Source organism: Ruegeria sp. CRTD044 (assembly GCF_059613485.1).
The window spans coordinates 491,777-513,450 of record NZ_JBXWSP010000004.1 but is presented as its reverse complement, the minus strand read 5'-3'; the positions used below and the strand labels follow the sequence as shown (position 1 = coordinate 513,450).

The 21,674-nt window shown below is 61.3% G+C and carries 24 protein-coding genes; 9 read left to right on the top strand and 15 right to left on the bottom strand.

All coding sequences use genetic code 11. The annotated features are described in order from the left end of the window. Positions 1 to 17 precede the first annotated feature (17 nt). On the bottom strand, positions 18 to 1,808 hold the full coding sequence (locus AC2FNL_RS05500) for an ABCB family ABC transporter ATP-binding protein/permease (protein ID WP_496832771.1): 1,791 nt from the start codon (positions 1,806 to 1,808) through the stop codon (positions 18 to 20). 91 nt (positions 1,809 to 1,899) lie between these two features. Beyond that, positions 1,900 to 3,315 (bottom strand): LysM peptidoglycan-binding domain-containing protein, encoded by a 1,416-nt coding sequence (locus AC2FNL_RS05495; protein ID WP_496832770.1) that lies wholly within the window; start codon positions 3,313 to 3,315, stop codon positions 1,900 to 1,902. A gap of 126 nt (positions 3,316 to 3,441) precedes the next feature. Here AC2FNL_RS05495 and AC2FNL_RS05490 point away from each other — a divergent pair, with 126 nt between their 5' ends. Further along, positions 3,442 to 3,993: an LOG family protein gene (locus AC2FNL_RS05490; RefSeq protein ID WP_093962457.1), complete on the top strand. Its 552-nt coding sequence runs from the start codon at positions 3,442 to 3,444 to the stop codon at positions 3,991 to 3,993. A gap of 48 nt (positions 3,994 to 4,041) precedes the next feature. Here AC2FNL_RS05490 and AC2FNL_RS05485 read toward each other — a convergent pair whose 3' ends face one another. The 3 genes from AC2FNL_RS05485 to AC2FNL_RS05475 form a co-directional block, all read right to left on the bottom strand. Then, positions 4,042 to 4,503, bottom strand: coding sequence for a host attachment family protein (locus AC2FNL_RS05485; RefSeq protein ID WP_093962458.1), 462 nt, complete (start codon positions 4,501 to 4,503; stop codon positions 4,042 to 4,044). A 216-nt stretch (positions 4,504 to 4,719) separates the two neighbouring features. Beyond that, complete coding sequence (locus AC2FNL_RS05480) at positions 4,720 to 5,601, bottom strand: metallophosphoesterase (protein WP_496832769.1); 882 nt, start codon at positions 5,599 to 5,601, stop codon at positions 4,720 to 4,722. Positions 5,602 to 5,604: 3 nt separating this feature from the next. Next, a complete protein-coding gene (locus tag AC2FNL_RS05475) occupies positions 5,605 to 6,204 on the bottom strand; it encodes a superoxide dismutase (protein ID WP_093962459.1) in 600 nt (199 codons plus the stop codon). A gap of 97 nt (positions 6,205 to 6,301) precedes the next feature. Between AC2FNL_RS05475 and AC2FNL_RS05470 the strand changes: the two genes are divergently transcribed. Further along, the gene (locus tag AC2FNL_RS05470) at positions 6,302 to 7,063 is read left to right on the top strand and encodes an FkbM family methyltransferase (RefSeq protein WP_496832768.1); all 762 of its coding nucleotides are present in this window, start codon (positions 6,302 to 6,304) and stop codon (positions 7,061 to 7,063) included. Positions 7,064 to 7,168: 105 nt separating this feature from the next. Further along, entirely contained in the window at positions 7,169 to 7,555 is a 387-nt protein-coding gene (locus tag AC2FNL_RS05465) for a hypothetical protein (protein WP_496832767.1), read from the top strand. 55 nt (positions 7,556 to 7,610) lie between these two features. Here AC2FNL_RS05465 and AC2FNL_RS05460 read toward each other — a convergent pair whose 3' ends face one another. The 3 genes from AC2FNL_RS05460 to AC2FNL_RS05450 form a co-directional block, all read right to left on the bottom strand. After that, on the bottom strand, positions 7,611 to 8,177 hold the full coding sequence (locus AC2FNL_RS05460) for a sarcosine oxidase subunit gamma (protein ID WP_496832766.1): 567 nt from the start codon (positions 8,175 to 8,177) through the stop codon (positions 7,611 to 7,613). Continuing rightward, positions 8,170 to 11,184, bottom strand: a complete 3,015-nt coding sequence (locus tag AC2FNL_RS05455) for a sarcosine oxidase subunit alpha family protein (RefSeq protein ID WP_496832765.1) — start codon at positions 11,182 to 11,184, stop codon at positions 8,170 to 8,172. Before AC2FNL_RS05455 ends, AC2FNL_RS05460 begins: the two co-directional genes overlap by 8 nt. Positions 11,185 to 11,251: 67 nt before the next feature. Next, complete coding sequence (locus AC2FNL_RS05450) at positions 11,252 to 11,581, bottom strand: sarcosine oxidase subunit delta (RefSeq protein WP_496832764.1); 330 nt, start codon at positions 11,579 to 11,581, stop codon at positions 11,252 to 11,254. A 50-nt stretch (positions 11,582 to 11,631) separates the two neighbouring features. Here AC2FNL_RS05450 and AC2FNL_RS05445 point away from each other — a divergent pair, with 50 nt between their 5' ends. Then, positions 11,632 to 11,793, top strand: coding sequence for a hypothetical protein (locus tag AC2FNL_RS05445; protein ID WP_170337973.1), 162 nt, complete (start codon positions 11,632 to 11,634; stop codon positions 11,791 to 11,793). A 2-nt stretch (positions 11,794 to 11,795) separates the two neighbouring features. Here AC2FNL_RS05445 and AC2FNL_RS05440 read toward each other — a convergent pair whose 3' ends face one another. Continuing rightward, positions 11,796 to 13,040: a sarcosine oxidase subunit beta family protein gene (locus AC2FNL_RS05440; protein ID WP_170372272.1), complete on the bottom strand. Its 1,245-nt coding sequence runs from the start codon at positions 13,038 to 13,040 to the stop codon at positions 11,796 to 11,798. 175 nt (positions 13,041 to 13,215) lie between these two features. Between AC2FNL_RS05440 and ccmI the strand changes: the two genes are divergently transcribed. Genes ccmI through AC2FNL_RS05425 form a run of 3 tightly spaced genes read left to right on the top strand, consistent with a single transcriptional unit; the run spans position 13,216 to position 15,158 of the window. Beyond that, positions 13,216 to 14,445 carry a c-type cytochrome biogenesis protein CcmI gene (ccmI, locus tag AC2FNL_RS05435; protein ID WP_496832763.1) on the top strand — a complete coding sequence of 410 codons (1,230 nt, stop codon included), beginning with the start codon at positions 13,216 to 13,218 and terminating at the stop codon, positions 14,443 to 14,445. Further along, positions 14,442 to 14,906: a Holliday junction resolvase RuvX gene (gene ruvX, locus AC2FNL_RS05430; RefSeq protein ID WP_093962467.1), complete on the top strand. Its 465-nt coding sequence runs from the start codon at positions 14,442 to 14,444 to the stop codon at positions 14,904 to 14,906. The genes ccmI and ruvX overlap by 4 nt, the downstream gene beginning before the upstream one ends. Before the next feature lie 18 nt (positions 14,907 to 14,924). Further along, entirely contained in the window at positions 14,925 to 15,158 is a 234-nt protein-coding gene (locus AC2FNL_RS05425) for a DUF1289 domain-containing protein (RefSeq protein ID WP_093962468.1), read from the top strand. A 3-nt stretch (positions 15,159 to 15,161) separates the two neighbouring features. Here AC2FNL_RS05425 and AC2FNL_RS05420 read toward each other — a convergent pair whose 3' ends face one another. The 6 genes from AC2FNL_RS05420 to AC2FNL_RS05395 form a co-directional block, all read right to left on the bottom strand. Beyond that, a complete protein-coding gene (locus AC2FNL_RS05420) occupies positions 15,162 to 15,380 on the bottom strand; it encodes a hypothetical protein (RefSeq protein ID WP_093962469.1) in 219 nt (72 codons plus the stop codon). Positions 15,381 to 15,732: 352 nt separating this feature from the next. Continuing rightward, a complete protein-coding gene (locus AC2FNL_RS05415; protein WP_496832762.1) occupies positions 15,733 to 16,461 on the bottom strand; it encodes a SpoIIAA family protein in 729 nt (242 codons plus the stop codon). Between the two features lie 33 nt (positions 16,462 to 16,494). After that, positions 16,495 to 17,214: a hypothetical protein gene (locus AC2FNL_RS05410; protein WP_496832761.1), complete on the bottom strand. Its 720-nt coding sequence runs from the start codon at positions 17,212 to 17,214 to the stop codon at positions 16,495 to 16,497. Positions 17,215 to 17,273: 59 nt separating this feature from the next. Beyond that, positions 17,274 to 18,098, bottom strand: a complete 825-nt coding sequence (locus AC2FNL_RS05405) for a sulfite exporter TauE/SafE family protein (RefSeq protein ID WP_496832760.1) — start codon at positions 18,096 to 18,098, stop codon at positions 17,274 to 17,276. 33 nt (positions 18,099 to 18,131) lie between these two features. Then, positions 18,132 to 19,094 carry a tRNA dihydrouridine(20/20a) synthase DusA gene (dusA, locus tag AC2FNL_RS05400; protein ID WP_496832759.1) on the bottom strand — a complete coding sequence of 321 codons (963 nt, stop codon included), beginning with the start codon at positions 19,092 to 19,094 and terminating at the stop codon, positions 18,132 to 18,134. Next, positions 19,039 to 19,446 (bottom strand): hypothetical protein, encoded by a 408-nt coding sequence (locus AC2FNL_RS05395; RefSeq protein ID WP_496832758.1) that lies wholly within the window; start codon positions 19,444 to 19,446, stop codon positions 19,039 to 19,041. Before AC2FNL_RS05395 ends, dusA begins: the two co-directional genes overlap by 56 nt. Between AC2FNL_RS05395 and AC2FNL_RS05390 the strand changes: the two genes are divergently transcribed. After that, complete coding sequence (locus AC2FNL_RS05390; RefSeq protein WP_496832757.1) at positions 19,445 to 20,827, top strand: tyrosine-type recombinase/integrase; 1,383 nt, start codon at positions 19,445 to 19,447, stop codon at positions 20,825 to 20,827. The genes AC2FNL_RS05395 and AC2FNL_RS05390 overlap by 2 nt on opposite strands. 415 nt (positions 20,828 to 21,242) lie before the next feature. Next, a complete protein-coding gene (locus AC2FNL_RS05385) occupies positions 21,243 to 21,605 on the top strand; it encodes a hypothetical protein (RefSeq protein WP_496832756.1) in 363 nt (120 codons plus the stop codon). Positions 21,606 to 21,674 lie beyond the last annotated feature (69 nt).

Sequence of the window (21,674 nt, the reverse complement as noted above, 5' to 3'; positions counted from 1 at the left end):
CCGCAACCCAATATCCGTCAGGCCGCCTGCGTATCCGATTGCTGGCGGTTCCACAGCTGGGCATAACGCCCTTCACGGCGCAGCAACTCGTCGTGGGTGCCCCGCTCGATGATCTCGCCCTTTTCCAGAACGACGATCTGGTCGGCCTCGGCGATCGTGCTCAGGCGGTGGGCGATGGTGATCACCGTGCGCCCCTCGCCTGCGCGGGCCAGGGCATCCTTGATGTCCTGCTCGGTGTCGGTATCCAGCGCGCTGGTGGCCTCGTCCAACAGCAGGATCGGCGGGTTCTTCAACAGCGTCCGCGCGATGCCCACGCGCTGCTTCTCTCCACCTGACAGCTTCAGGCCACGCTCACCCACCTTGGTCTCGTACCCCTCGGGCAGAGAGGTGATGAAGTCGTGGATCTGGGCGGCCTTTGCGGCGGCTTCGATATCGGACTGCGAGGCCCCTTCGCGGCCATAGGCGATGTTGTAGCGGATCGTATCGTTGAACAGCACCGTATCCTGCGGCACCACGCCGATGGCGGCGTGCAGGCTTTCCTGCGTCACGTCGCGCACGTCCTGCCCGTCGATCCGCAACGCGCCCTTGGTCACGTCGTAGAACCGGAACAGCAGGCGCCCGATGGTGGACTTGCCCGAGCCGGTCGCGCCCACGATGGCCACGGTCTGCCCCCCCGGCACCACCAGAGAGACACCGCGCAGGATCTCGCGGTCCGGGTCATAACCGAAATGCACATCGTCCAGTTCGACCCGGCCTTCGTTGATCTGCAGGAGCTTGGCGTCTGGCTTGTCCACCACTTCGGCGGGTTGCTCCAGCAGTTGAAACATCTGGCCCATATCAACCAGAGCCTGTCGGATCTCGCGATAGACGGTGCCCAGAAAGTTCAACGGCACGGTGATCTGGATCATGTAGGCGTTGACCATCACGAAATCGCCCACCGTCAACTGCCCGTTCTGAACGCCGATCGCGGCCAGAACCATCACCCCGATCAACCCGCAGGTGATCAGGAAGGACTGTCCGAAATTCAGGAAGGCCAGCGAGTATGCCGTTTTCAACGCGGCCTGCGCATAGGCCTTCATCGACACGTCATATCGCTCAGCTTCGCGCCGCTCGGCGTTGAAATACTTGACGGTTTCGAAATTCAGCAGGCTGTCGATGGCGCGCTGGTTGGCCTCGGTGTCCTGGTCATTCATCTCGCGCCGCAGCTTCACCCGCCATTCGGTGACCGTGAAGGTGAACCAGATGTACAGCGCGATGGTGACGGCCACCACGACCAGATACCAGACGTCGAACAGCCACATCAGAACCACCGCCACCAGCAGCAGTTCCAGGATCAACGGGCCGATCGAAAACAGCAGGAAGCGCAGCAGGAATTCCACGCCCTTGACCCCGCGCTCGATGATCCGGCTGAGGCCGCCCGTCCGGCGGGTCACATGGTAGCGCATCGACAGCTGGTGGATGTGCTGGAAGGTTTCCAGCGCCAGCGCACGCAGCGCGCGTTGACCCACCGGCGCGAACAGCGCATCGCGCAACTGCTGAAACCCCACGGTCATCATCCGCGCCACGCCATAGGCCACGGTCAGCCCCACGGCGCCCAGCGCAAGCGGCGGCACGCCCTCGCCCGCCAAGGCATCGACCGCGCCCTTGTACAGGATCGGCGTATACACCGCGATCAGCTTGGCCAGAACCAGCATGGCCATCGCGAAGACCACCCGCCGTTTGACCCACGGCTCATCTTCGGGCCACAGGTACGGAGCCACTTTTCGGATGGTCAGCCAACCCGACTTGCGTTCGTCCATCTGTGGCATGTCTGCGGAATGCATAGGCGCAAGTCTTCTCATGTCTGACCCGAAAAGTTTCGAGGCCGGGCGAGAACCCGGCCCCGCAAGACCTAAGCCTTTATTCCGGGATGGTGAAGACCTGGCCTGGATAAATCAGGTCGGGGTCGCGGATCAGGTCGCGGTTCGCATCGAACAGGCGAACATACAGAACACCGTCGCCAAAACGCTCTCGCGAGATCGCCCACAGGGTATCGCCCTTCTGCACGGTAACGGACCGGATCGGCGTGCTCTGGTCGGCGCCCGGCACCGCATCCTGCGCCTCGGCCGCCTGCAAAACTTCAACCGGTTCGCGCTTGAATGGCGTTTCCAGACGGCTCAGCACCGTTCCGTCCGTGTCGACTTCGTCAACGCGCAGAGTATAGACACCGGGATCGACTTCCCGGATTTCCCCGCGCCAATCACCGTCCTGTCCTGGTGTGATGTCGGCCACCAGCTTGTTGTTCAGATAGAGCCGAACCGCAGCACCCTCGGACACGCGGCCGGACAATTGGACATCGCCAGCGTCGGAATAGCCGATCGTATCAAGCGCAACCTGCTCAGGCGATGCGTCTTCGGACGACGGCGACTGGACGAGCTCAACTCCTTCCTCACCGGACCTCAAAACGGCCACCTGCTGGCTTTCGCTGGATTGAGTCTCGGTCGTGACCTCGGGTGAGGTTGCTTCTTCGTCCTGCGCCCCGGTAACGGTCTCTCTCGCTTGCGCGACCTCGGTGCCTTCTGCCGCTGCTGCCGCAGACGGCTGTTCCGCCGTTTCGTCCTGCGCTTCGGTGTCCGTGCTGGCGACTTGCTCGTCCGTAGCGGGTGGCGCAGGCGGCTTGGGCAACGCGGCAATCAGATAGTCATCCGATTGCGCAGACCGGGTACCGTCACCGGCTTCAAGGACCAGACCTCGCGCGGCCTCGCTGAAGGGGATGGTGACGAATTCGGCGAACTGGCCGCTGCCATCGACCGTGAAGCTGTGGATCGGCTCGCCATCCAGCAGGATACGGATTTGACTGCCCGGGCCGCCTTTGCCGGACAGAAGCGCATTGCCGTCTGGCTCCACGAATATCTGGTCGAGCGTCGGAGCAATTGCGGCCGCGGTAGCCTCGGGTGCGGGAGCCGCCTCTGCCGGCTGTTCTTCAACCGTCGCGTCCTGCGCAGTCTGCTCGTCGGTCGCAGTTGTCTCTTCGGCTTCCGGCGCGGTTGCTTCTTCGGTCTCGGTCGAAGTCTGAACCTCGTCCGCGTTGTCAGGTTCCGCAACGACCTGCGAGTCCCCAGCATCGGGGCTTGGTGCCGGTGCGGTGGCTGGCTCAGTCGTCTCTTCGCTGGCGCTTTCGGCGACGGCCTCTTTCGTAGTGGACTGTTCAGATTGCGGCGCAGGACCAAAGACACCCGAAAGATACAAGCCCCCGGCGCCAATCACAGCCAAGATACCCGCAAGGATACCCCAAACGAATGCACCCGACCTACCGCTTCCCGATTTGGCGTCCATGTTTTTTCCTTTACTCCGCAGCGCAAATGCCTTCACTCAAAAGCTTTCCGCCGAACGGTTGAGCCAATTTATCAATCCCGCTATCACGGGTCAAAACCTCTGACACAACCCCGGAGTCGCTGTTTGATGTCCCAGAAATCGATCTGTGTGTATTGCGGGTCACGCAATGGCGCGAATTCGGCCTACACAAAGGCCGCAGGCACCTTTGGGCGGCTGCTGGCCGCCGAAGGCTGGCGACTGGTCTACGGTGCAGGTGACGTGGGCCTGATGGGCGAAGTCGCCCGGGCTACGCAAGCGGCCGGAGGCGAAACCTTCGGCGTGATACCGGTTCATCTGCTCCGGCGGGAAGTGGGAAAAACAGATCTGACGCGTTTCGTGGTCACCGAAACGATGCACGAGCGCAAGAAAGTCATGATCATGAATGCGGATGCCGTGGTCGTGCTGCCCGGCGGACCCGGGTCGTTGGACGAGTTGTTCGAGGCGCTGACCTGGCGCCAGTTGGGCCTGCATGACAAACCGATCCTGGTGATGAATGTGGACGGATACTGGGACGCGCTTCACACGCTTTTGGATCAGGTAATCGACGCAGGTTTTGCGGATGCCTCCTTGGCCCGTTTCATTACCTGGGTAGACGACGCCGAGTCCGCAATGGATCAGTTGCGCAAGTTATTGAAATAATGGGCGTCACGGGCGGTTTCCTCGCCCGTGTGTCCTGAACCAGCAAGATCAGGCGGTCGAGGTGCGCAGCTGGCGTTGCAGCACCTTTTCGACCTTGTGAAGTGGATGGTTGGTCAGGGTCTTGTCGACTTCGGCGACGACTTTGGCCAGAACTTCGCTGTGAAGGCGCCGGCGCAGCAGGCCCAGGACCTGTGGGCTGGCGACCAGAACAAGCCGTTTGTACGCACCCTTCAGCCCTTTTTTGTTGAGCAGGTTGGCCACATCCTGAACAAACAGGGATTTGGCATGGGTGCGCCAGGTGTCTTCTTCCACCGCAGATTTCTGGTTCGGCCCGGTATCATTTCGCCGTCCCGCCCGATCCGAGGGCTTGCTCCGCGCGGCGAGATGATCCTGTTCCTCAACCGATACGACCACCAGATTGGGGTTCTCGGCATCCGTCACGTTTTCCGTGAACAGCGCTTTTTCCCCGTCGGCGATGATGACCCAAGTACCCTGTGCAAGTGCGACCATTGCGATCTCCCGTTGTGGTTTTCGTGGCCGTCCCCCGCCCGAACAAGAATAGACAACATCTTGCACCCACGGCACAATTTGGCAGCTTTTCCCTCATTGTTTTGGTTTTGGCGGTTCTCTCCTTCCGCATGTATCAGCTAATCACTCTTTGGCGTCTTGCAACGGCGCATGCGCGCAAAAGTTGACGTTTCGGCAAGTTTGCACCCGAGGCACAGATCAGGCAGAAATTTCGACAAGTGTTATCTCGGGTGTAACACCAAACCGGACCGGAAGGATCGAGCACCCGATGCCGCCGGAAATTACAAGATCCTTCCCACCTTCGCGCACCGGGCCGTAGGCATAGCGATTGCCAAACCGCGAGGGCACCACGGGCGACCACCCAAACAGTCTGATTTGCCCACCATGCGTGTGACCGGACAGTGTCAAGGCAACGCGATCTGGCACTTGGGGAAATATGTCCGGTTCATGCGCCATCAGGACGACGGGCGCATCATCGGTAATTTGCCGCAATGTGCCGGACAGATCGTCCAGGCCGCGGTATCGCCCATTGCCCTCCACAATCGCCAGTTGGTCTTCGAGGCCCGCCAGCCAGATTCCCGGGTCATCGAGTTTCTGCGCAGAATTGGACAGGACCGGGATGCCATTCGCGGCCAATGCATCGGCATATAAGTTCGGCCCACCGCCCCGGCGTTGCGCGGCCGTATCATCCCACCAATCATGGTTTCCCAGCACCGCGAAAACCCCATGCCGCGCGGTCAGCCCGGCAAGAACCGAGGTGATGTCCGCCATCGCGACCGGCTTCGAAACCATCCTGTGGCTGGCGGTGAAATCCCCCAGCAGCAAGACCAGATCGGCATCCAGCGCATTTGTGCGCCTTACGACCTGCCTGATACGCTTTAGGGTAACGAATGGCTCGCCGGCATGAAGGTCGGCGATGACCGCGATCCGCAGCGGAGGCGCCGTCCAGTCCGCGCGCTTAAGCTTCCATTTGCGAACCCGCAGCCGCATAGCCGGTTCGATAAAGAACCCGTGCAGCGAAACAACAAGGCCTGCCAGCGTCACCGCCAGCAGGCCCTTGATAAACCCTCGTCGGGTCAAGTCTTACATCCGCGATGCAACGTTTTCCCAGTTCACTAGGTTGTCGAGGAAGTTCGACAGGTAAGCCGGACGCTTGTTGCGGAAATCAATGTAGTAGGAGTGTTCCCATACGTCGCAACCCAGCAGCGCCGTCTGGCCGAAACACAGCGGGTTCACGCCGTTTTCGGTTTTGGTAACCGCCAGCGAGCCGTCGGCATTCTTGACCAGCCACGCCCAGCCCGAACCGAACTGACCGGCACCGGCCGCGCTGAACTGCGATTTGAATTCCTCGACCGAACCGAAGCTTTCAACCAACGCCTTTTCCAGCTCGCCCGGCATCTTCGACTCGCCCGGACCCATCATTTCCCAAAACTGGTTGTGGTTCCAAAGCTGGCTGATGTTGTTGAAGATACCGTTCTGTGCGACGGCCGACTTGTCATAAGTGCCGACGATGATCTCTTCCAGCGACTTGCCGTCCCACTCGGTCCCGGCGATCAGCTTGTTGCCGTTGTCGACATAGGCCTTGTGGTGCAGATCATGGTGATATTCCAGCGTTTCCGCCGACATGCCCTTGGCTGCCAGCGCGTCATGTGCATAAGGAAGATCAGGAAGTTCAAAAGCCATCTCGGCCCCCTGTAAATTTGTGTTGCGTTCCCAAGGTTAAATGCTTTGGCAACCGCCGCAGGTCAAGGCCCGAGCGCAGAAAACCCGGAGGTCCGCGATGCTGACGCAGGCGCGCAAGATGTTCTACCGCGCCCGCGGTCATTATGCAGGCAACCTGAATGGCGAGGCGTTCCGGCTGGACCCATACCATTCGAAATTCTGGCGCAAGGCCTCGGCCGGCGACTGGGAGCCCGAGACATTCGCGGTGCTGGACCAGCACCTGTCGCCCGACCGCGACTATCTGGACATCGGCGCGTGGATCGGCCCGACAGTTCTGTATGGCGCGCGCAAAGCCCGGCATGTCTGGTGTTTCGAACCCGACCCCACCGCCTTTCGCCATCTGGCCTGGAACCTCGACCTGAACGACATCCGCAATGTCTCGGCCTTCGGTGTCGCGCTGTCCGACCGGTTTGGCGTGGCGCGCATGGCTTCAGTCAGAGGCGAGCGCGGCGACTCGACCAGTTCGCTGCTGAATGACGGCGCGCATGGAACCGATGCCCTGACCATCGCCTGGAACCAGTTCGCCACATCGACGGACCTATCAGGCATTTCGCTGGTCAAAATGGATATCGAAGGGGCGGAGTTTGCGGTTCTGCCGACGCTTACCGACTGGCTACGGGAGCAGAAGCCAGCCCTGTATCTGTCTCTGCACGCGCCCCTGCTGGACAAAAGCAAGCGTTCCGAAGGGGTCGAAGCCCTGCTTGCGACGTTGTCTTTCTACTCGAACATGCACGATGAAGCCGGACGCCCAATCTCGGCCCAGGACTTGTTGAGCCCGAGCGCTTTGACCCAGTACCGCAGCGTCCTGTTCACGGAATAGCGTTTCGCCACGAAAACTCTACCCAAACGGGAGTTTGCCCTTGTGCACCCAACGACGCGGTGTTCATTTTCCTGTATTGACCACTGAAGTCACAGGAAAATTGACTTGCGACTTATTCTATTCCTCGCCGCGGCCCTGACGGCACAGGCGGCTGCCGCATCCCCCATGGCTTACAAGTGCACGATCACGAAAAAGGATAGCCACGGCTGGATCGCGCCCGAATATGCCTTTCAAATCGACCCCGAGGCCGGCACGGCCCAAGCCGCCGGCAACTACCATGACTGGACCAACGCGCAGCTTCGGGATCGTGGGGCCAAAGGCTATCGGATGATCTGGAACGTGACGCTCAAGAGTACCGAAGGTCAGGCCATTCGCATGCGCTATCAGGCGAATCTTGCAACAGACGGTGGGCTGAAGGTGAGCGGCAGTTTCGTGAATGTCGGAGCATCGAACAAACCTTACGGAACCGGCAGATGCGAGGTCGTCAAATAATGAAAAGCCCCGGTGATGTCCGGGGCTTGTCCTTTCTGCCAAGGTGGGGTCGGGTTCAGTAGTGTCCGACCTCGCTGCCGGGCTGCGCCGCAACCTTCAGCAGCTTGAACACGTAATCCGCAACTGATCGGAAGCACACCACGCGAAAGGCTTCCTCGTCGTCCATCCAGAACGCCCCCGCAACCTGCGCCAGGCGCGTGCGCTGGATCTGACCGGGCTGGAAGACATCGGACGAGAAATCGACGGGCGCAACCTTTCCCAGCACCTCACGCGCGGTCGGTCCCGAGACCCGGAACACCGCCCGCGCGTCCGAGACATTGACCGCCAATGCATGCACACCGCTCAGCGCGTCCTGCATGGCGGCCAGTTTGGCCTCGACCTCGGCGTAGGGAACAAGCACCAGCAGCTCGTCCGGCGACATCCAGCAGACGCCGGTTTCGCCATCGACGAAAGCCTCGCGCTGGCCGGGCATCTTCTGGCCGGTGGCATCCTTGACCGCTTTGGTCACCAGCTTGTCGGACAGATCGCCGCGCAGGGTGATCATCCCCTGCAGGCCGCATTCCTCGATCCGGGCGATGCCGTCAAAGCTTGCGTGGTTCAGTGCGCTGATGGGTTCAGACATTCTGCTTCTCCCCGTCCTTGTCGTAGAACACCGGGTCCACGATCTTGGCCTTGTAGATTTTGTCGTCGGTGCCCGGGAATTCGATCACTTCTCCCATGCGGTTCGGCCCGTTCTTGACCAGCCCCATGGCGATGCCCCGACCCAGGTTGGCCGAGTAATAGGTCGAGGTCACGCGACCGATCACGTTGCGCTGGCCGTTGGCGTTCACGCCCTCGCCCACCGCATAGGCGCCGTCGGGGATGACGGAACCATCCACAGTCTCGAGCCCCACCAGTTTCCAGCGGTCCGGGTCGGTCATGTGAGAGCGTTCCTGCGCGCGCTTGCCCAGGAAATCCTCTTTCTTCTTCGAGATCGCCCAGTGCAGCCCCAGGTCCTGCGGGATCACGGTGCCGTCGGTCTCGTCCCCGATCATGATGAAGCCCTTCTCGGCGCGCAGAATGTGCAGACATTCCGTGCCATAGGGCATCACGCCAAACTCTTTCCCGGCCTCCATCAGGGCATCCCAGAAGGCCTGACCCTGGCTGGCGGGAACCGCGATTTCATAGGACAACTCGCCCGAGAACGAGATGCGGTAGGCGCGGCAATCAAAGCCGCCGATCTGGCCGTCGCGCCACTCCATGAAGGGCAGCGCCTCGCGGCTGACATCCATGCCGCCGAGCTTCTCCAGCACCTTGCGGGCGTTGGGGCCCACAACGGCGACCTGGGCGTATTGCTCGGTCACGTTGGCGACATAGACCTTCCAGTCCCACCACTCGGTCTGCAACCACTCCTCCATATGGGCATGGATGCGCTCAGCCCCGCCGGTGGTGGTGTGGCACAGCCATGTGTCCTCGTCTATGCGGGCGACAACGCCGTCGTCGATGAGGAAGCCGTTTTCCGAGCACATCAAGCCATAGCGGCATTTGCCGACCTTCAGTGTGGACATCATGTTGGTATACAACATGTCCAAAAACTTGCCGGCATCCGGCCCCTTGACGATCAGCTTGCCCAGGGTCGAGGCATCCAGCAGCCCGAGGTTTTCACGGGTGTTTCGGACCTCGCGGTTCACGGCGTCATGCACGGTTTCCCCGGCCCTGACATAGGCGTAGGGGCGACGCCAGTGGCCCACCGGCTCCCAATCCGCGCCATTCCGGTCATGCCAGTCATGCATCGGCGTGCGGCGGATCGGCTGGAACACCTCGCCGCGCGCCTCGCCCGCGATGGCTCCCATCGAGATGGGTGTGTAGGGCGGGCGGAACGTGGTGGTGCCGACCTTGGGAATCTCCGACTCCAGAGCATCAGCAAGGATCGCCAGGCCGTTGATATTGCTCAGCTTACCCTGATCCGTCGCCATGCCTAGCGTGGTATAACGCTTGGTGTGCTCGACGCTTTCATAGCCTTCGCGCGCGGCCAGTTGCACATCCGAGACCTTTACGTCGTTCTGGAAGTCCAGCCACGACTTCATGCGCAGCTGCACCTCGGCCTTGGCGGGCATCAGCCAGACGGCCTGCATGGGCGCTTCGGTCTCGGCCTCGCCCTGCGGTGCCTTGGTGTTCTTCGGCTTGAAGCCGGCTGCCTTGGCCGCGGCCTTGCCCGCGGCGTGGGCATCGGCCAGCACCTCGCCCAGCGCCAGCGGCCCGCTTGCCGAGCCTGCGGCCACGACAAATCCTTCGCCATTCGCGCCCAGCGGCGGACGGTCAGGGTCGGGGCGGAAATGGGCGTTGGCTTCGTCCCAGATCAGCTTGCCGCCGCAATGTGACCACAGGTGCACTACCGGAGACCAGCCACCCGACATGGCAACCGCATCGCATTCGACCTCTTCCCGAGCGCCGCCGATGCCTTCCTGATTGCAGATCGCGACCTTCTTGACCCGCTTGCCGCCCTTGACATTGGCGATCGCCTTGCCGGGATCGACCCGGATGCCGAGGCTGCGCGCCTCGTCCGCCAGCGGCCCGGCCGAGGGACGGGCATCGACGACGCGCAGCACATCCACGCCCGCCTGTTTCAGGATGATCGCGGTGCGGTAGGCGTCGTCATTGTTGGTGGCGACGATCACGCGCTCGCCCGGGGTCACGCCCCAATTGACCACATAGTCGCGCATGGCCGAGGCCAGCATCACCCCCGGCACGTCATTGCCGGCAAAGGACAACGGGCGCTCGATTGCGCCGGTGGCCGTGACGACCTGTTTGGCGCGGATGCGCCACAGCCGATGGCGCGGGCCTTGGGTGCCCGGTTTGTGGTCGGTCAGCCGCTCGTATCCCAGCACGTAGCCGTGGTCATAGACCCCGGCCCCCATGCAGCGCGACCGCAGGGTGACGTTGTCCATTGTTTCGAGTTCGGAAACCAATTGTTCCACGAACTTATCCACAGGCTCGTCGTTGACGGTGCCGCCGTCGACAGGCGCGCGGCCACCCCAATGGGCGGTCTGTTCGATCAGCATGACCTTGGCGCCCGATTGCGCCGCGGTCTTGGCCGCCTGCAGGCCCGCAACACCGCCGCCGATCACCAGAACGTCGGTGAAGGCATAGAAATGTTCATACGTGTCCGCGTCGCGGCTGTCCTTGTCGGGCGCCTTGCCCAAACCGGCCGACTGGCGGATGAACGGCTCGTACACATGTTTCCAGAACGGTTTGGGGTGGATGAACGTCTTGTAGTAGAACCCCGCCGGCAGGAACCGTGCCAGCGCCGTGTTCACCGCGCCGATGTCATACTCCAGGCTGGGCCAGTGGTTTTGCGAGATCGCGGTCAGGCCGTTGAACAGCTCGGTCGTGGTGGCGCGCTGGTTCGGCTCGAACCGGTTGCCCTGCCCTAGACCGACCAGAGCGTTGGGCTCTTCGGCGCCGCTGGCCACGACGCCGCGCGGACGGTGGTATTTGAAGGACCGGCCGACCATCAACTGGTCGTTAGCCAGCAGGGCTGAGGCCAGCGTGTCGCCCTGATAGCCCTGCATAGAGGTACCGTTGAATGAAAACGTGACTGGTTTCGACCTGTCGATCAGGCGACCTTGATTTGCGAGACGGGTGCTCATTTTGCGGACCTTTCGCAAGTGGAGGCGTCAGGGCCTCCGGCAGATGTGTTCTTGAAAAGACGAAGCATCAGGAGAACTCTCTCCACGTCCAACCCGGCCGTTTGGCCGAAATCGCATCGCGGATTTCCTTTGGCGGCTCGGTGACCTGGGCCGAATAGGTGCCGAACACCTCAAGCGTCGCGGTGCACCGCGCGGCATGAAACCACTTGCCGCAGCCGTTGCTGTGCCGCCAGCGTTCGAAGTGCACGCCCTTGGGGTTTTCGCGCATGAACAGATAGTCATGGAACTCTTCGTCCGACGAGCCGGGACCGAAGCGTTTCATATGCGCTTCGCCGCCGGCAGTCAGTTCGGTCTCTTCGGCTTCGACGCCGCAATAGGGACAACTCAGGATCAGCATGATGCCACTCCTCGCTTGAAAAATAGGGACCACACGCCCAGATTTAGCGCATGGATATTTTGACCATTGTTTTGACCGTTGCTGGCACGCTTGCCGTTTTTGGACTGATCGCCTTCGTCATTTTCCGATCGGAAGAAAGGAAAACGATCAAACCAAGATCCGACAGGGCGAACAGTTCCGAAACCATTCACGGGGCGCATTGGGGCGACTGACATCAATGCGCGACCCCGGCGGCGACGCTTTCGTCGATGAAGCGGCCCTCTTTGAACCGGTCCAGCGAGAACGCCTCGGTCAGCGGGGAATGTCCGGTGGCCATCAGCTGCGCCATGCCCCAGCCGGAGCCCGGGATGGCCTTGAACCCGCCGGTGCCCCAACCGCAATTGATGAAACAGCCGCCCAAGGGCGTCTTGGACAGGATGGGCGACCGGTCGCCGGTCATGTCCACGATGCCACCCCACTGGCGCAGCATCTTGAGGCGCGAGATCATCGGGAAGGTCTCGACCAGGGCGCGGACGGTTTCCTCGATATGGTGGAAGCTGCCGCGCTGGGTGTAGTTGTTGAACCCGTCGGTGCCGCCGCCGATCACCATCTCGCCCTTGTCGGATTGCGACATGTAGCCGTGCACGGTGTTGGCCATCACCACCACGTCCATGCAAGGCTTGATCGGCTCGGACACCAGCGCCTGCAGGGCCAGCGCCTCGACCGGAAGGCGGAAGCCCGCCATCTCGGCCAGTTGGCCCGAATGGCCCGCGACCACGATGCCCAGCTTGTCGCACTCGATGGCGCCCTTGGTCGTCTCGACCCCTGTGACGCGACCGTTTTCAGACCGGACGCCCGTAACCTCACACTGCTGGATGATGTCCATACCCATATTCGAACAGGCGCGAGCATAGCCCCAGGCCACCGCATCGTGGCGTGCGGTACCGCCGCGCTCTTGCCATAGCGCACCCAGAACCGGATAGCGCGGGCCGTCGATGTTGATGATCGGGACCAGCTGCTTTACGCGCTCGGGCTCGATCCATTCGGTCTTGACCCCCTGAAGCGCGTTGGCATGTGCCGTACGCTGATAGCCGCGCACCTCGTGCTGGGTTTGCGCCAGCATCATTACGCCGCGCGGGCTGAACATCACGTTGTAGTTCAGATCCTGGCTCAGATCCTCGTACAGACCGCGCGATTTTTCGTAGATCGCAGCCGACGGGTCCTGCAGATAGTTCGAGCGGATGATGGTCGTGTTCCGCCCGGTATTGCCGCCGCCCAGCCAGCCCTTTTCGATCACTGCGACGTTCTGGATGCCGTAATTCTTGCCCAGATAATACGCCGTCGCCAAACCGTGCCCGCCGGCACCGACGATGATCACGTCATACCGTTTCTTGGGTTCAGGTGAACGCCAGGCGCGCTCCCATCCGGTGTGATAGCGCAGCGCCTCTCGCGCTACGGCAAAGGCTGAATAGTGTTTCATGAGCGAATCCGTCCGGTTCGTGATTGGCCGAAGATATGCCGTGCGGCGACAGATTACCCCTGCCGTACAGCGCCGCAATATCGCACTATTGCGACATGTAGGCCATTCGCGGCCATTTGTCCCTTTTTTCCCGGCGCGTGCAGGTCTAAGTGAGGGCAACAATTCCGGAGAGATCATGACATTCTGGGTTCTGCTTCTGCTCTTTGCGCTGTCGATCACCGCATTCCTGGCCTTTGGCCTGACCCGAACCCGCCGGCGACAGGAACATCCGGCGGCCTACGATCTGCGGGTGTACAAGGAACAGCTTGCCAGCGTTGATCGCGATCTGGCCCGCGGAGTGATCGCCAAAGCCGACGCCGAGCGAGTTCGGACCGAGATTTCGCGCCGTATCCTGGCCGCCGACGCGCAAATCCGTACCGGTGACGCGACGACCGGGCCGTCAACCACTGTTCGGGTGGCCGCCATCGGGTTCGTTGCCCTGGTGCTGATCGGCGGAGCGTTTGCTCTGTACCGCCAGCTGGGTGCCGCCGGATACCCTGATCAACCGCTTTCAGCGCGCATGGAGATGGCCGCCGAACTGCGTGAGGACAGACCCGGCCAGGAAGAGGCCGAGCAGATGGCCCCGCCCGTCGAAGCGCCTCAGCTTGAAGACAGCTATGCCAACCTTCTGAACCAGCTGCGCACGACCGTGGCCGACCGACCGGACGATCTTCAGGGTCACATTCTATTGGCGCAGCACGAAACCAACGCGGGCAATTTTCAAGCCGGTTATGCAGCCCAACGCCGTGCAATCGAATTGATGGGGGACGAGGCCCCGGCGGACGCCTATTCGAACCTGGCAGAAATGCTGATCCTGGCGGCGGGGGGCTATGTCTCGCCCGAAGCCGAAGCGGCCTTGCGTCAGGCACTGGAACGCGACCCGCATTCGGGACCGGCGCGCTATTACTGGGGCCAGATGCTGCTGCAGATCGGACGGCCGGACCAGGCCTATCGCGTCTGGATGGACACGCTGCGCACGTCGCCACCGGGGGCGCCTTGGGCCAACGCCATTCGCGCCCAGATCGACGAACTTGCCTGGCGCGCCGGCGTCTTCAACGCGCCCGAAATGGCAGCTGCTCCGGCAGGTGCGGGCCCCAGCCAGTCGGATATGGAAGCCGCGGCAGAAATGACGCCCGAGGAGCGTCAGGAGATGATCCGCGGCATGGTTGACGGATTATCGGACCGGCTGGCGACCGAAGGTGGTTCTCCGCAGGAATGGGCCCGACTGATCTCGGCGCTGGGGGTGCTGGGAGAAACCGAGCAGGCCGCCGCGATCCGGGATGAAGCCGCGACCAAGTTTGCCGAAGACCCCGCCGCGCTTGAACTGATCAACTCGGCCGCGCAGCAGGCTGGCCTTTCGCAATGATCCAGGACGTGTTCGAGGATTTCGCAGCCGCATTGCCCCCGATGCAGGCGCTGATGGGTCTGGACCTGGGCGAAAAGACGATCGGCGTGGCTGTTTCCGACCGCATGCGCGGTGTGGCCAGCCCACTTGAGACCGTGCGCCGCAAGAAATTCAAGCTGGACTCTGCCCGCCTTCTGGAGATCGCCGCCGATCGCGAGATCGGAGGGATCGTCCTTGGTCTGCCTATGAATATGGACGGATCCGAGGGTCCAAGGTGTCAATCAACCCGCGCGTTTGCCCGCAACCTGTCCCAACTGACCGACATCCCGATCGGCTTCTGGGACGAGCGCCTGAGCACAGTTGCGGCAGAAAAGGCACTTCTGGAGGCGGATACGACACGAAAACGTCGCGGACAGGTTATCGACCACGTCGCGGCGGGTTATATCCTGCAAGGAGCGCTGGACAGGCTGCGCTTTCTCTAACGAGCCCGGAGACCGGCGATGACGAACATGATTTGGAAAAGGGACGAGGTCGAAAGCCCGTGTGTCCAGATCTGCGTCGTGCATCCAACCGAGCGTATCTGCACCGGCTGCTATCGCACCATCGACGAAATCACGCGCTGGTCGAAAATGGAAAGTTCGGAACGCGCCGAAATCATGAATGACCTGCCTGCCCGCAAGCCTCGCTTGGCCAAGCGACGGGGTGGTCGCGCGGCCCGTCTGGACAAGGCCTGACGATCAAAGGGCTTTGTCGGTTTTCCGGCTGTCTTCTTCATCTCTCGCTGTGTCCGTGCATGTCTGTACACCGGATCGTTGCCCGGCCTTCAATTCACTGCGGAACAAACGGGTGATTTCCGACTTGCTGGTCTGCGCCCGCCGAAGAGTGGATTCCTGGAAATCAACTTCGACAGCCGCGCTGGTCATGGATTTTCTTTTCAAAAACTTGATCAGCCGCATACGAGCCTTCCTGAATAAATCTGCGTCGCTGCGGGCCGGTCGAAAGCTCGGGAAAGGGGGATCGAGCCGTATGACTATGCGTGAGTGAGTGGCGGCCCGCAGCGACGAATTGCGCATACCGGAGTCAGGCTTTTGAGAAAGGGGGAAAACCTGCCGTCGCGCTTCAATTTTTTTTACCAATTAGACAAATTAGCCGGAGAGACTCAACAGTTACAATGCTTTCGCGCCCCGCGGCTGGGCGAAAAGGACGTAACGTAACAAGTTGGACCGGCCCGCGACGGCGTCCGATGTCAATCCAAGATTTGGCCCCGGACGCGCAGCGCGGCCCATTCATTCGGGCCGCGCGCCATCGCTATCCCGCTGCCAGCCACGCCTTGGCGTTTTCAATCTCTTCGGACGGGAAAAACTGGGTACGTGTACCCAGAATGTGGCCACCCACGCGCTGCGCGATGTTCTGCCATGCCTTGTCGCCGACGATGGCTGCCCGATCCAGCATTCCCACGTGACCGCGGGCCAGACGGAAATGCGCGGCCAGAGCGGTCAGCCCTTGCCAGCCATCGAACTCTCTCAGGTCGATCAGCAACCGGAACGCATCCCGGTCGCCCAGAATGGCATCCAGATCGGCTTCGGCTTTTCCGTATTCCTCGGGGTCGAGCTTACCCATCAGGCTGACCTGCACGCATGGCCCACCCAAATCCACGATGTGGATCGCGCCCAGAGATTCACGGATCCAGCGGCGCGCTTCTTCCAGCTCGGCCAGCTCGAATACCTGCACCGGACAGGGCATCAGCGGCGCAGCCAGGCGCACGCTGGTCTGGACCCAGCCCTTGTCTGCGACGACCGCGGCGCGATTAAACCCGCGCCAATGGCTTAGGCCCAGCTTGGTATCTTCCCAAGCAGCGCCCAGATCGTAGCCTTTAAACTCGGGGCCGACGATAACCAGCAGGCGGACGGCGTCATGTTCCGACAGCGCAGCCTCGATTGCAGGAACCAGAGTGCTTGTGTAATCGGCGCTGGTTACTTCGCCGGACAATTCGATTTCGATCAATGCGCCGTCGGAATTCTTGTGGACCGTAATCATTTTGAGCCTCCAAAGCCAAAGAATGGCAGAAGGTTACGGGGATTCGATCCATTCGGCCACACCGCCCGGCAGCTCGGGCCGGAAATAGGCAATCATCCGTCCGTCCGGCCCCGCCGTTGCCCCTGCCCCCCAAGGCGCGACCCCATGCAAACAATGGCGATGCAACACGTAGGTTTCGCCGGGCGAGGCCGACACTTCGATACGCGGGCAGGTTTCGAACACTTTGCGGCGAGCCGCCTGATAGGCCTCGGTGATATCGGTCCGCGCCCACTGAGCGCGAGGAACACCGGCCAACGTAGCTCGGAATGCCGCGCCCATGATCCTGTGGCTGCCATCCCAAACGACCAGAGGCGCGGCGTCTGCGCTCGCCTGTGTCAGTGGGATGCCCAGGACCCATGCGTGAGGCTCGTCGATCTTGCGCCGACGGTCCGGACCGCCGGGTTTCAGACCATCCACATGCGCCGCATCGCGCTTGGCCCGGTATCGGGCCGCCGCCTCGTTCTCGCCCCTGCGCGGGCGCGGATAGCCGGGATAAACGACCGAAACCTGCCCTTTGTGCAATTCGATCGACCCATATTGTTCAACCAGAGACTCGACGGCCTGCCCACTCAACGGGGCTGAGGCGCCGACACGCCCTGCGCCGTCATTGGGCAGTGCATCGACGCCGATGAACCAGGTGCTTTCGCAATCCAACCACTGCCGGTGGGCTGGGTCACTGGCGGCCTGCTGCGCCAGTGGTAGGGCGTGGGCCACCCAGTCGGCAATGGGCTTGTCGTAGGGGAATACTTCCCAACCCCGCGACCAAAAAGGCCTTACCACCCCACTGCCTTGCGCAGCATATTCAGCGCCACCAGCGTGAGGAACAGGGCAAACACGCGTTTGAGCGGCTTGGGGTCCATCGCATGGGCCAGTTTCACCCCCCAGGGCGCGGTGATCATCGTCATTGCAACAACCACACCAAAGGTCACAAGATTGACGGCGCCGATGGTCAGCGGCGGACGGTGTTCAGCTGCGATCGGCAGAAACAGAAAGCCCAGTACCGAGGGTACGGCGATGATCACGCCAAAGCCCGCTGCCGTCGCAACGGCCCGATGGATGGGAGTGTTGTAGAGGCTCATCAGCGGCACCCCAAAGCTGCCACCGCCAATTCCCATCAGCACCGACAGAAACCCGACCAAAGGCGAAATCACCAACCGCTTCAGCCCGCCGGGCATGGCATCACCCAATCGCCATTCGGACTTGCCAAGTCCCAGATAAGCGCCAATCACCATTCCAAGGAGTCCGAACAGCGCCTGCAACGCTTCCGTGCGCAAGGCCGAGGCGACCAGTACGCCAAAAATCGCACCGACAGCGATACCCGGACCCCAACCGCGCAGAATATCCCAATCGACGGCGCCTTTCTTGTTGTGACTCAGCACCGAACGAACCGAAGTCACGATGATCGTGGCAAGTGACGTCGCAAGACACAGCTGCATCAGCTGCGGGCCACCATATCCCAGCGTTTGAAAAGCGTAGAAGAAGGCCGGCACCAGAACGATCCCGCCACCGACTCCCAAAAGGCCAGCCAAAACACCGGCCAGCGCGCCGATCACAAGCAAAAGGCCCAGCATCTGGGCCAGCAACATCGTATCGGGCATCCGTCCCCCTTGGTCCCCGGCCCGTGGGCCGTCTTAAACTACCTGCGCCGCCTGGGCATTCGGTGCCACGCGGGACAGCGCGTCCAGAACCACGTCGGGTCCGGCATGGTCTTTGACCGCGCCTTCGGACAAAGCGCGCCTCCAACCACGAGCACCCGGGCGTCCTGCGAACAATCCCAGCATATGTCGGGTGATCTGGTGCAACCGCCCCCCGCCGGCAAGATGCCGATCGATATAGGGCAGCATTTTCATCACGACTTCAACCGGATCCGCCTTTTGCCCCGACCCGTAGATCAGCGGGTCGGCCTCGGCCAGAATGTCGGTTGGCTGATGATAGGCGGACCGCCCGATCATCACCCCGTCCAGTCCGGCGTCCAGATGCACCTGGGCTTCGGCCAGTGTCGTGACGCCTCCGTTGATCGAGATGTGGAGATCTGGAAAATCTGCTTTCATCCGGTGAACCAGATCGTAGTCCAACGGCGGTATATCCCTGTTTTCTTTGGGGCTAAGCCCCTGAAGCCAAGCCTTGCGGGCGTGGATCGTCACGCGCCGACAGCCGGCGGTGCGAATCCGATCCAGAAAATCGGGCAATACGTCCTCGGTGTTTTGGTCATCCACGCCGATCCGACATTTGACCGTGACATCGACATCAACAACTGCCCGCATGGCGGCCACGCATTCGGCGACCCGGCCCGCCTCTTTCATCAGGACGGCCCCAAACGTTCCCGATTGAACCCGGTCTGACGGACAGCCACAGTTCAGGTTGATCTCGTCATACCCGGCCTCAGCCCCCAATGCGGCCGCCTGAGCCAGCTCCTGCGGGTCAGATCCGCCCAATTGCAGAGCGACGGGATGTTCCTCGGGGCTATGGTCCAGAAGATGCAGCGCTCCACCCCGTACCAGAGCAGGGGCCGTCACCATTTCCGTGTACAACAGCGTTTCAGCACTGAGCAAACGATGCAGATACCGACAGTGCCGATCGGTCCAATCCATCATGGGTGCAATGGAGAGGCGTGCCGCTCGCCGCACGTCGGAAAACCCTGATTTTTCTTGGTTTTTCGAAACCACCATCTTCACCGTTTTCCTCGTTTTGGCTCGATTTAGCCCCGTTTTTGGGTGCGGTGCTACAGAATGTAGCACCGACGGCGCCGTGTAGCACTTTTTTCGCCCCAAGTTCCAGCACTCCGGTTCGAGCACTGCCAGGCTGCCATCCTACCCCATCAGTTCCGCCCCATTCGGCTCGATCGCCCCCGATTTGGGTTTCAAACCCAATCAAACCCGCTTCCGAAAAAATCAAACGATCAGATGTCCCGGCCATGGAAAACCCGTGACTGAAAGGAATTCCCATGGGAACTATCACAGAACGCCTCAAGGCCAATGGCAAACCGAGCTTCACCGTCCAGATTCGCAAGAAGAAAAACGGAAAGGTCATCCTCAACCTGGTCGAGACATTTGCCTCGGAGCAGGCTGCAAAAAGCTGGTTGAAGCGTCGTGAAGACGCCTTGAAAAAGCCGGGCGGCCTGGAACGCGCTGTAAAGGCAAAGACGCGCAAAAGCGTTGCCGATTGCATCAGCGACTACATTGATGCCTCCCCTGAAGGTTTCGGCAAATCCAAGTCCCAAATGCTGAGTTATTTTCAGCGACTGGATTTTGGCGCGTCTGTCATCGAAGATCTATTGGCACGGGATTTCGTAAAAATCGCAATGGAGCTTCTGTCCGGGCTTCAAGCACGCCCCGTTGATCCGCAAAAAGACACGCCAGCACATTACACCTTCAAACCCCGCAAACCGCAAACGGTCAACGGATATATGGTGACCTTGGGGACGCTGATCCGTTTTGGTGGACCGATCTGTGGCGTCACCATGCCACGCGCTGAATTCGAAGAGGCCATGCGCACCCTTCAACATCAGAAGATCGTCACGAAATCAGCACAGCGAACCCGCAGGCCAACTCTCGACGAACTCGACTTGCTGATGAACCATTTTGTCAACGGCTACAGGTCAAACCCTCGCATGGTGCCCATGCACAAAATCGTGGCTGCAGCGATCTTCGAAACCCATCGCCAAGGGGCCATCCTGTCGCAAACTTGGGAAGATTATGACCTGGAGAATGAAGAAATCACCATCCGCAACATGAAACATCCCAGACAGACCCAGGGAAATGACATGACGCTCTCCATTCAGCAAGAAGCTCGGGCGATCATCGAGTCCATGCCTCGCACTGAGGACAGGATTTTCCCATACAACAGTGATGTTGTCAGTCGCCGGTTCACCGATGCCTGCAAACTGCTTGGGATCGAAGACCTGCACTTTCACGATCTTCGCCACGAGGGAATTTCCCGCCTGTTCGAGATGGGCCTGACCATACCCCAGGTAGCTCAGATCGCCAAGCAGGCAGAGAAGAAGGCCAGGCTCACCAGAACGGCCTCGATCTGGGGTGACGGTCGATATCACTACAAAGGCGCGACGATCGCAGATGGACTCGGCGTCACGCCGGAAATGGCGCGCCATCTTGGCCTGCAGCAGGTCATCCCGCTTTCGGAAAGAAGGCGCCGAAAGGCGGAGGCAGAACGGCAGCGTCGCTCTGAGAATGGCGCCGTGTCCCGGGAAGAATACTTGGCAAAGAACAACGCCTCGCGTGAAAAACCTTGGGAAAAACTCGGCATCGGCCGAACCAAGTATTACGAGCTGAAACGCGATGGAATGCTCCCTGTTCTGGAGGCGGTGTGATGCCGGACAGGTCCGTGCCCGTTTCAGGGGCGTAGCCAGCGGCCCTGGGAGCACCAGGGGGAGAAAAGAGCCCCCGCCACCTCCCCAACGGCGCACGCTACAGGTAATCAGGATGTGAACCTTCCGGCGGACAGCCCCGCGGCAACAGCGCCGGCACAGACGTGTCCGGAAAGAATCCCGGGGACTTCAAGGATGGTCGGGCAAACCCTGATGGATCCTGCATTTCCGCTCGCCCCCTTTTGGGCGAGGACGCGACCGGAAACGCAAGCTCCTCAGGGGCCGGGTAAAAACGGTTCCTCGTTTCGAGAGTGTGGGTGCCCGGGCCGGTCATGCGGGTCCGGTCCGGGATAGCTCGAAAACCCAGCCGGGTCTTGAAGCCGCGCGCGTCCTGCGTTCGGTAACAGAGGAGGACGTGATGTTCGACCTGACTACCCGACCCCACGGCGAGTTGCAGGATTTCCTGCGGTTCCATTCCGAAGCCCTGCAGAACGCCTCCCTCTTGCTCGGCGGCAAACCTGCGTTGAAGGCGACTCTCGCGCTGATCGACGATATCTGCAACGCCCCCGTTCTCACCCGGCGCCTGCGCCAGGGCCTGATGCGGCTGCACGAGCTGCTCTCGCTCGAGCATGTGCATGATCCAAACCGACCGGAAACAGCATATTTCGAGGATCTCGACCCCAGTGCCCCTTACGTCGAGGACCTGTGCCTGCTGACCGAAGCACTCCAGGATGTCCTGCACCGACTCAACGATCGGCTGGATTTCCCTCGCGCCGCCTGAGCGCACTCGCCGGTGGGGTCCTCCTCCCACCGGCGTCTTGAGAGGTCGCATGGGGCGGCCTCACCACTG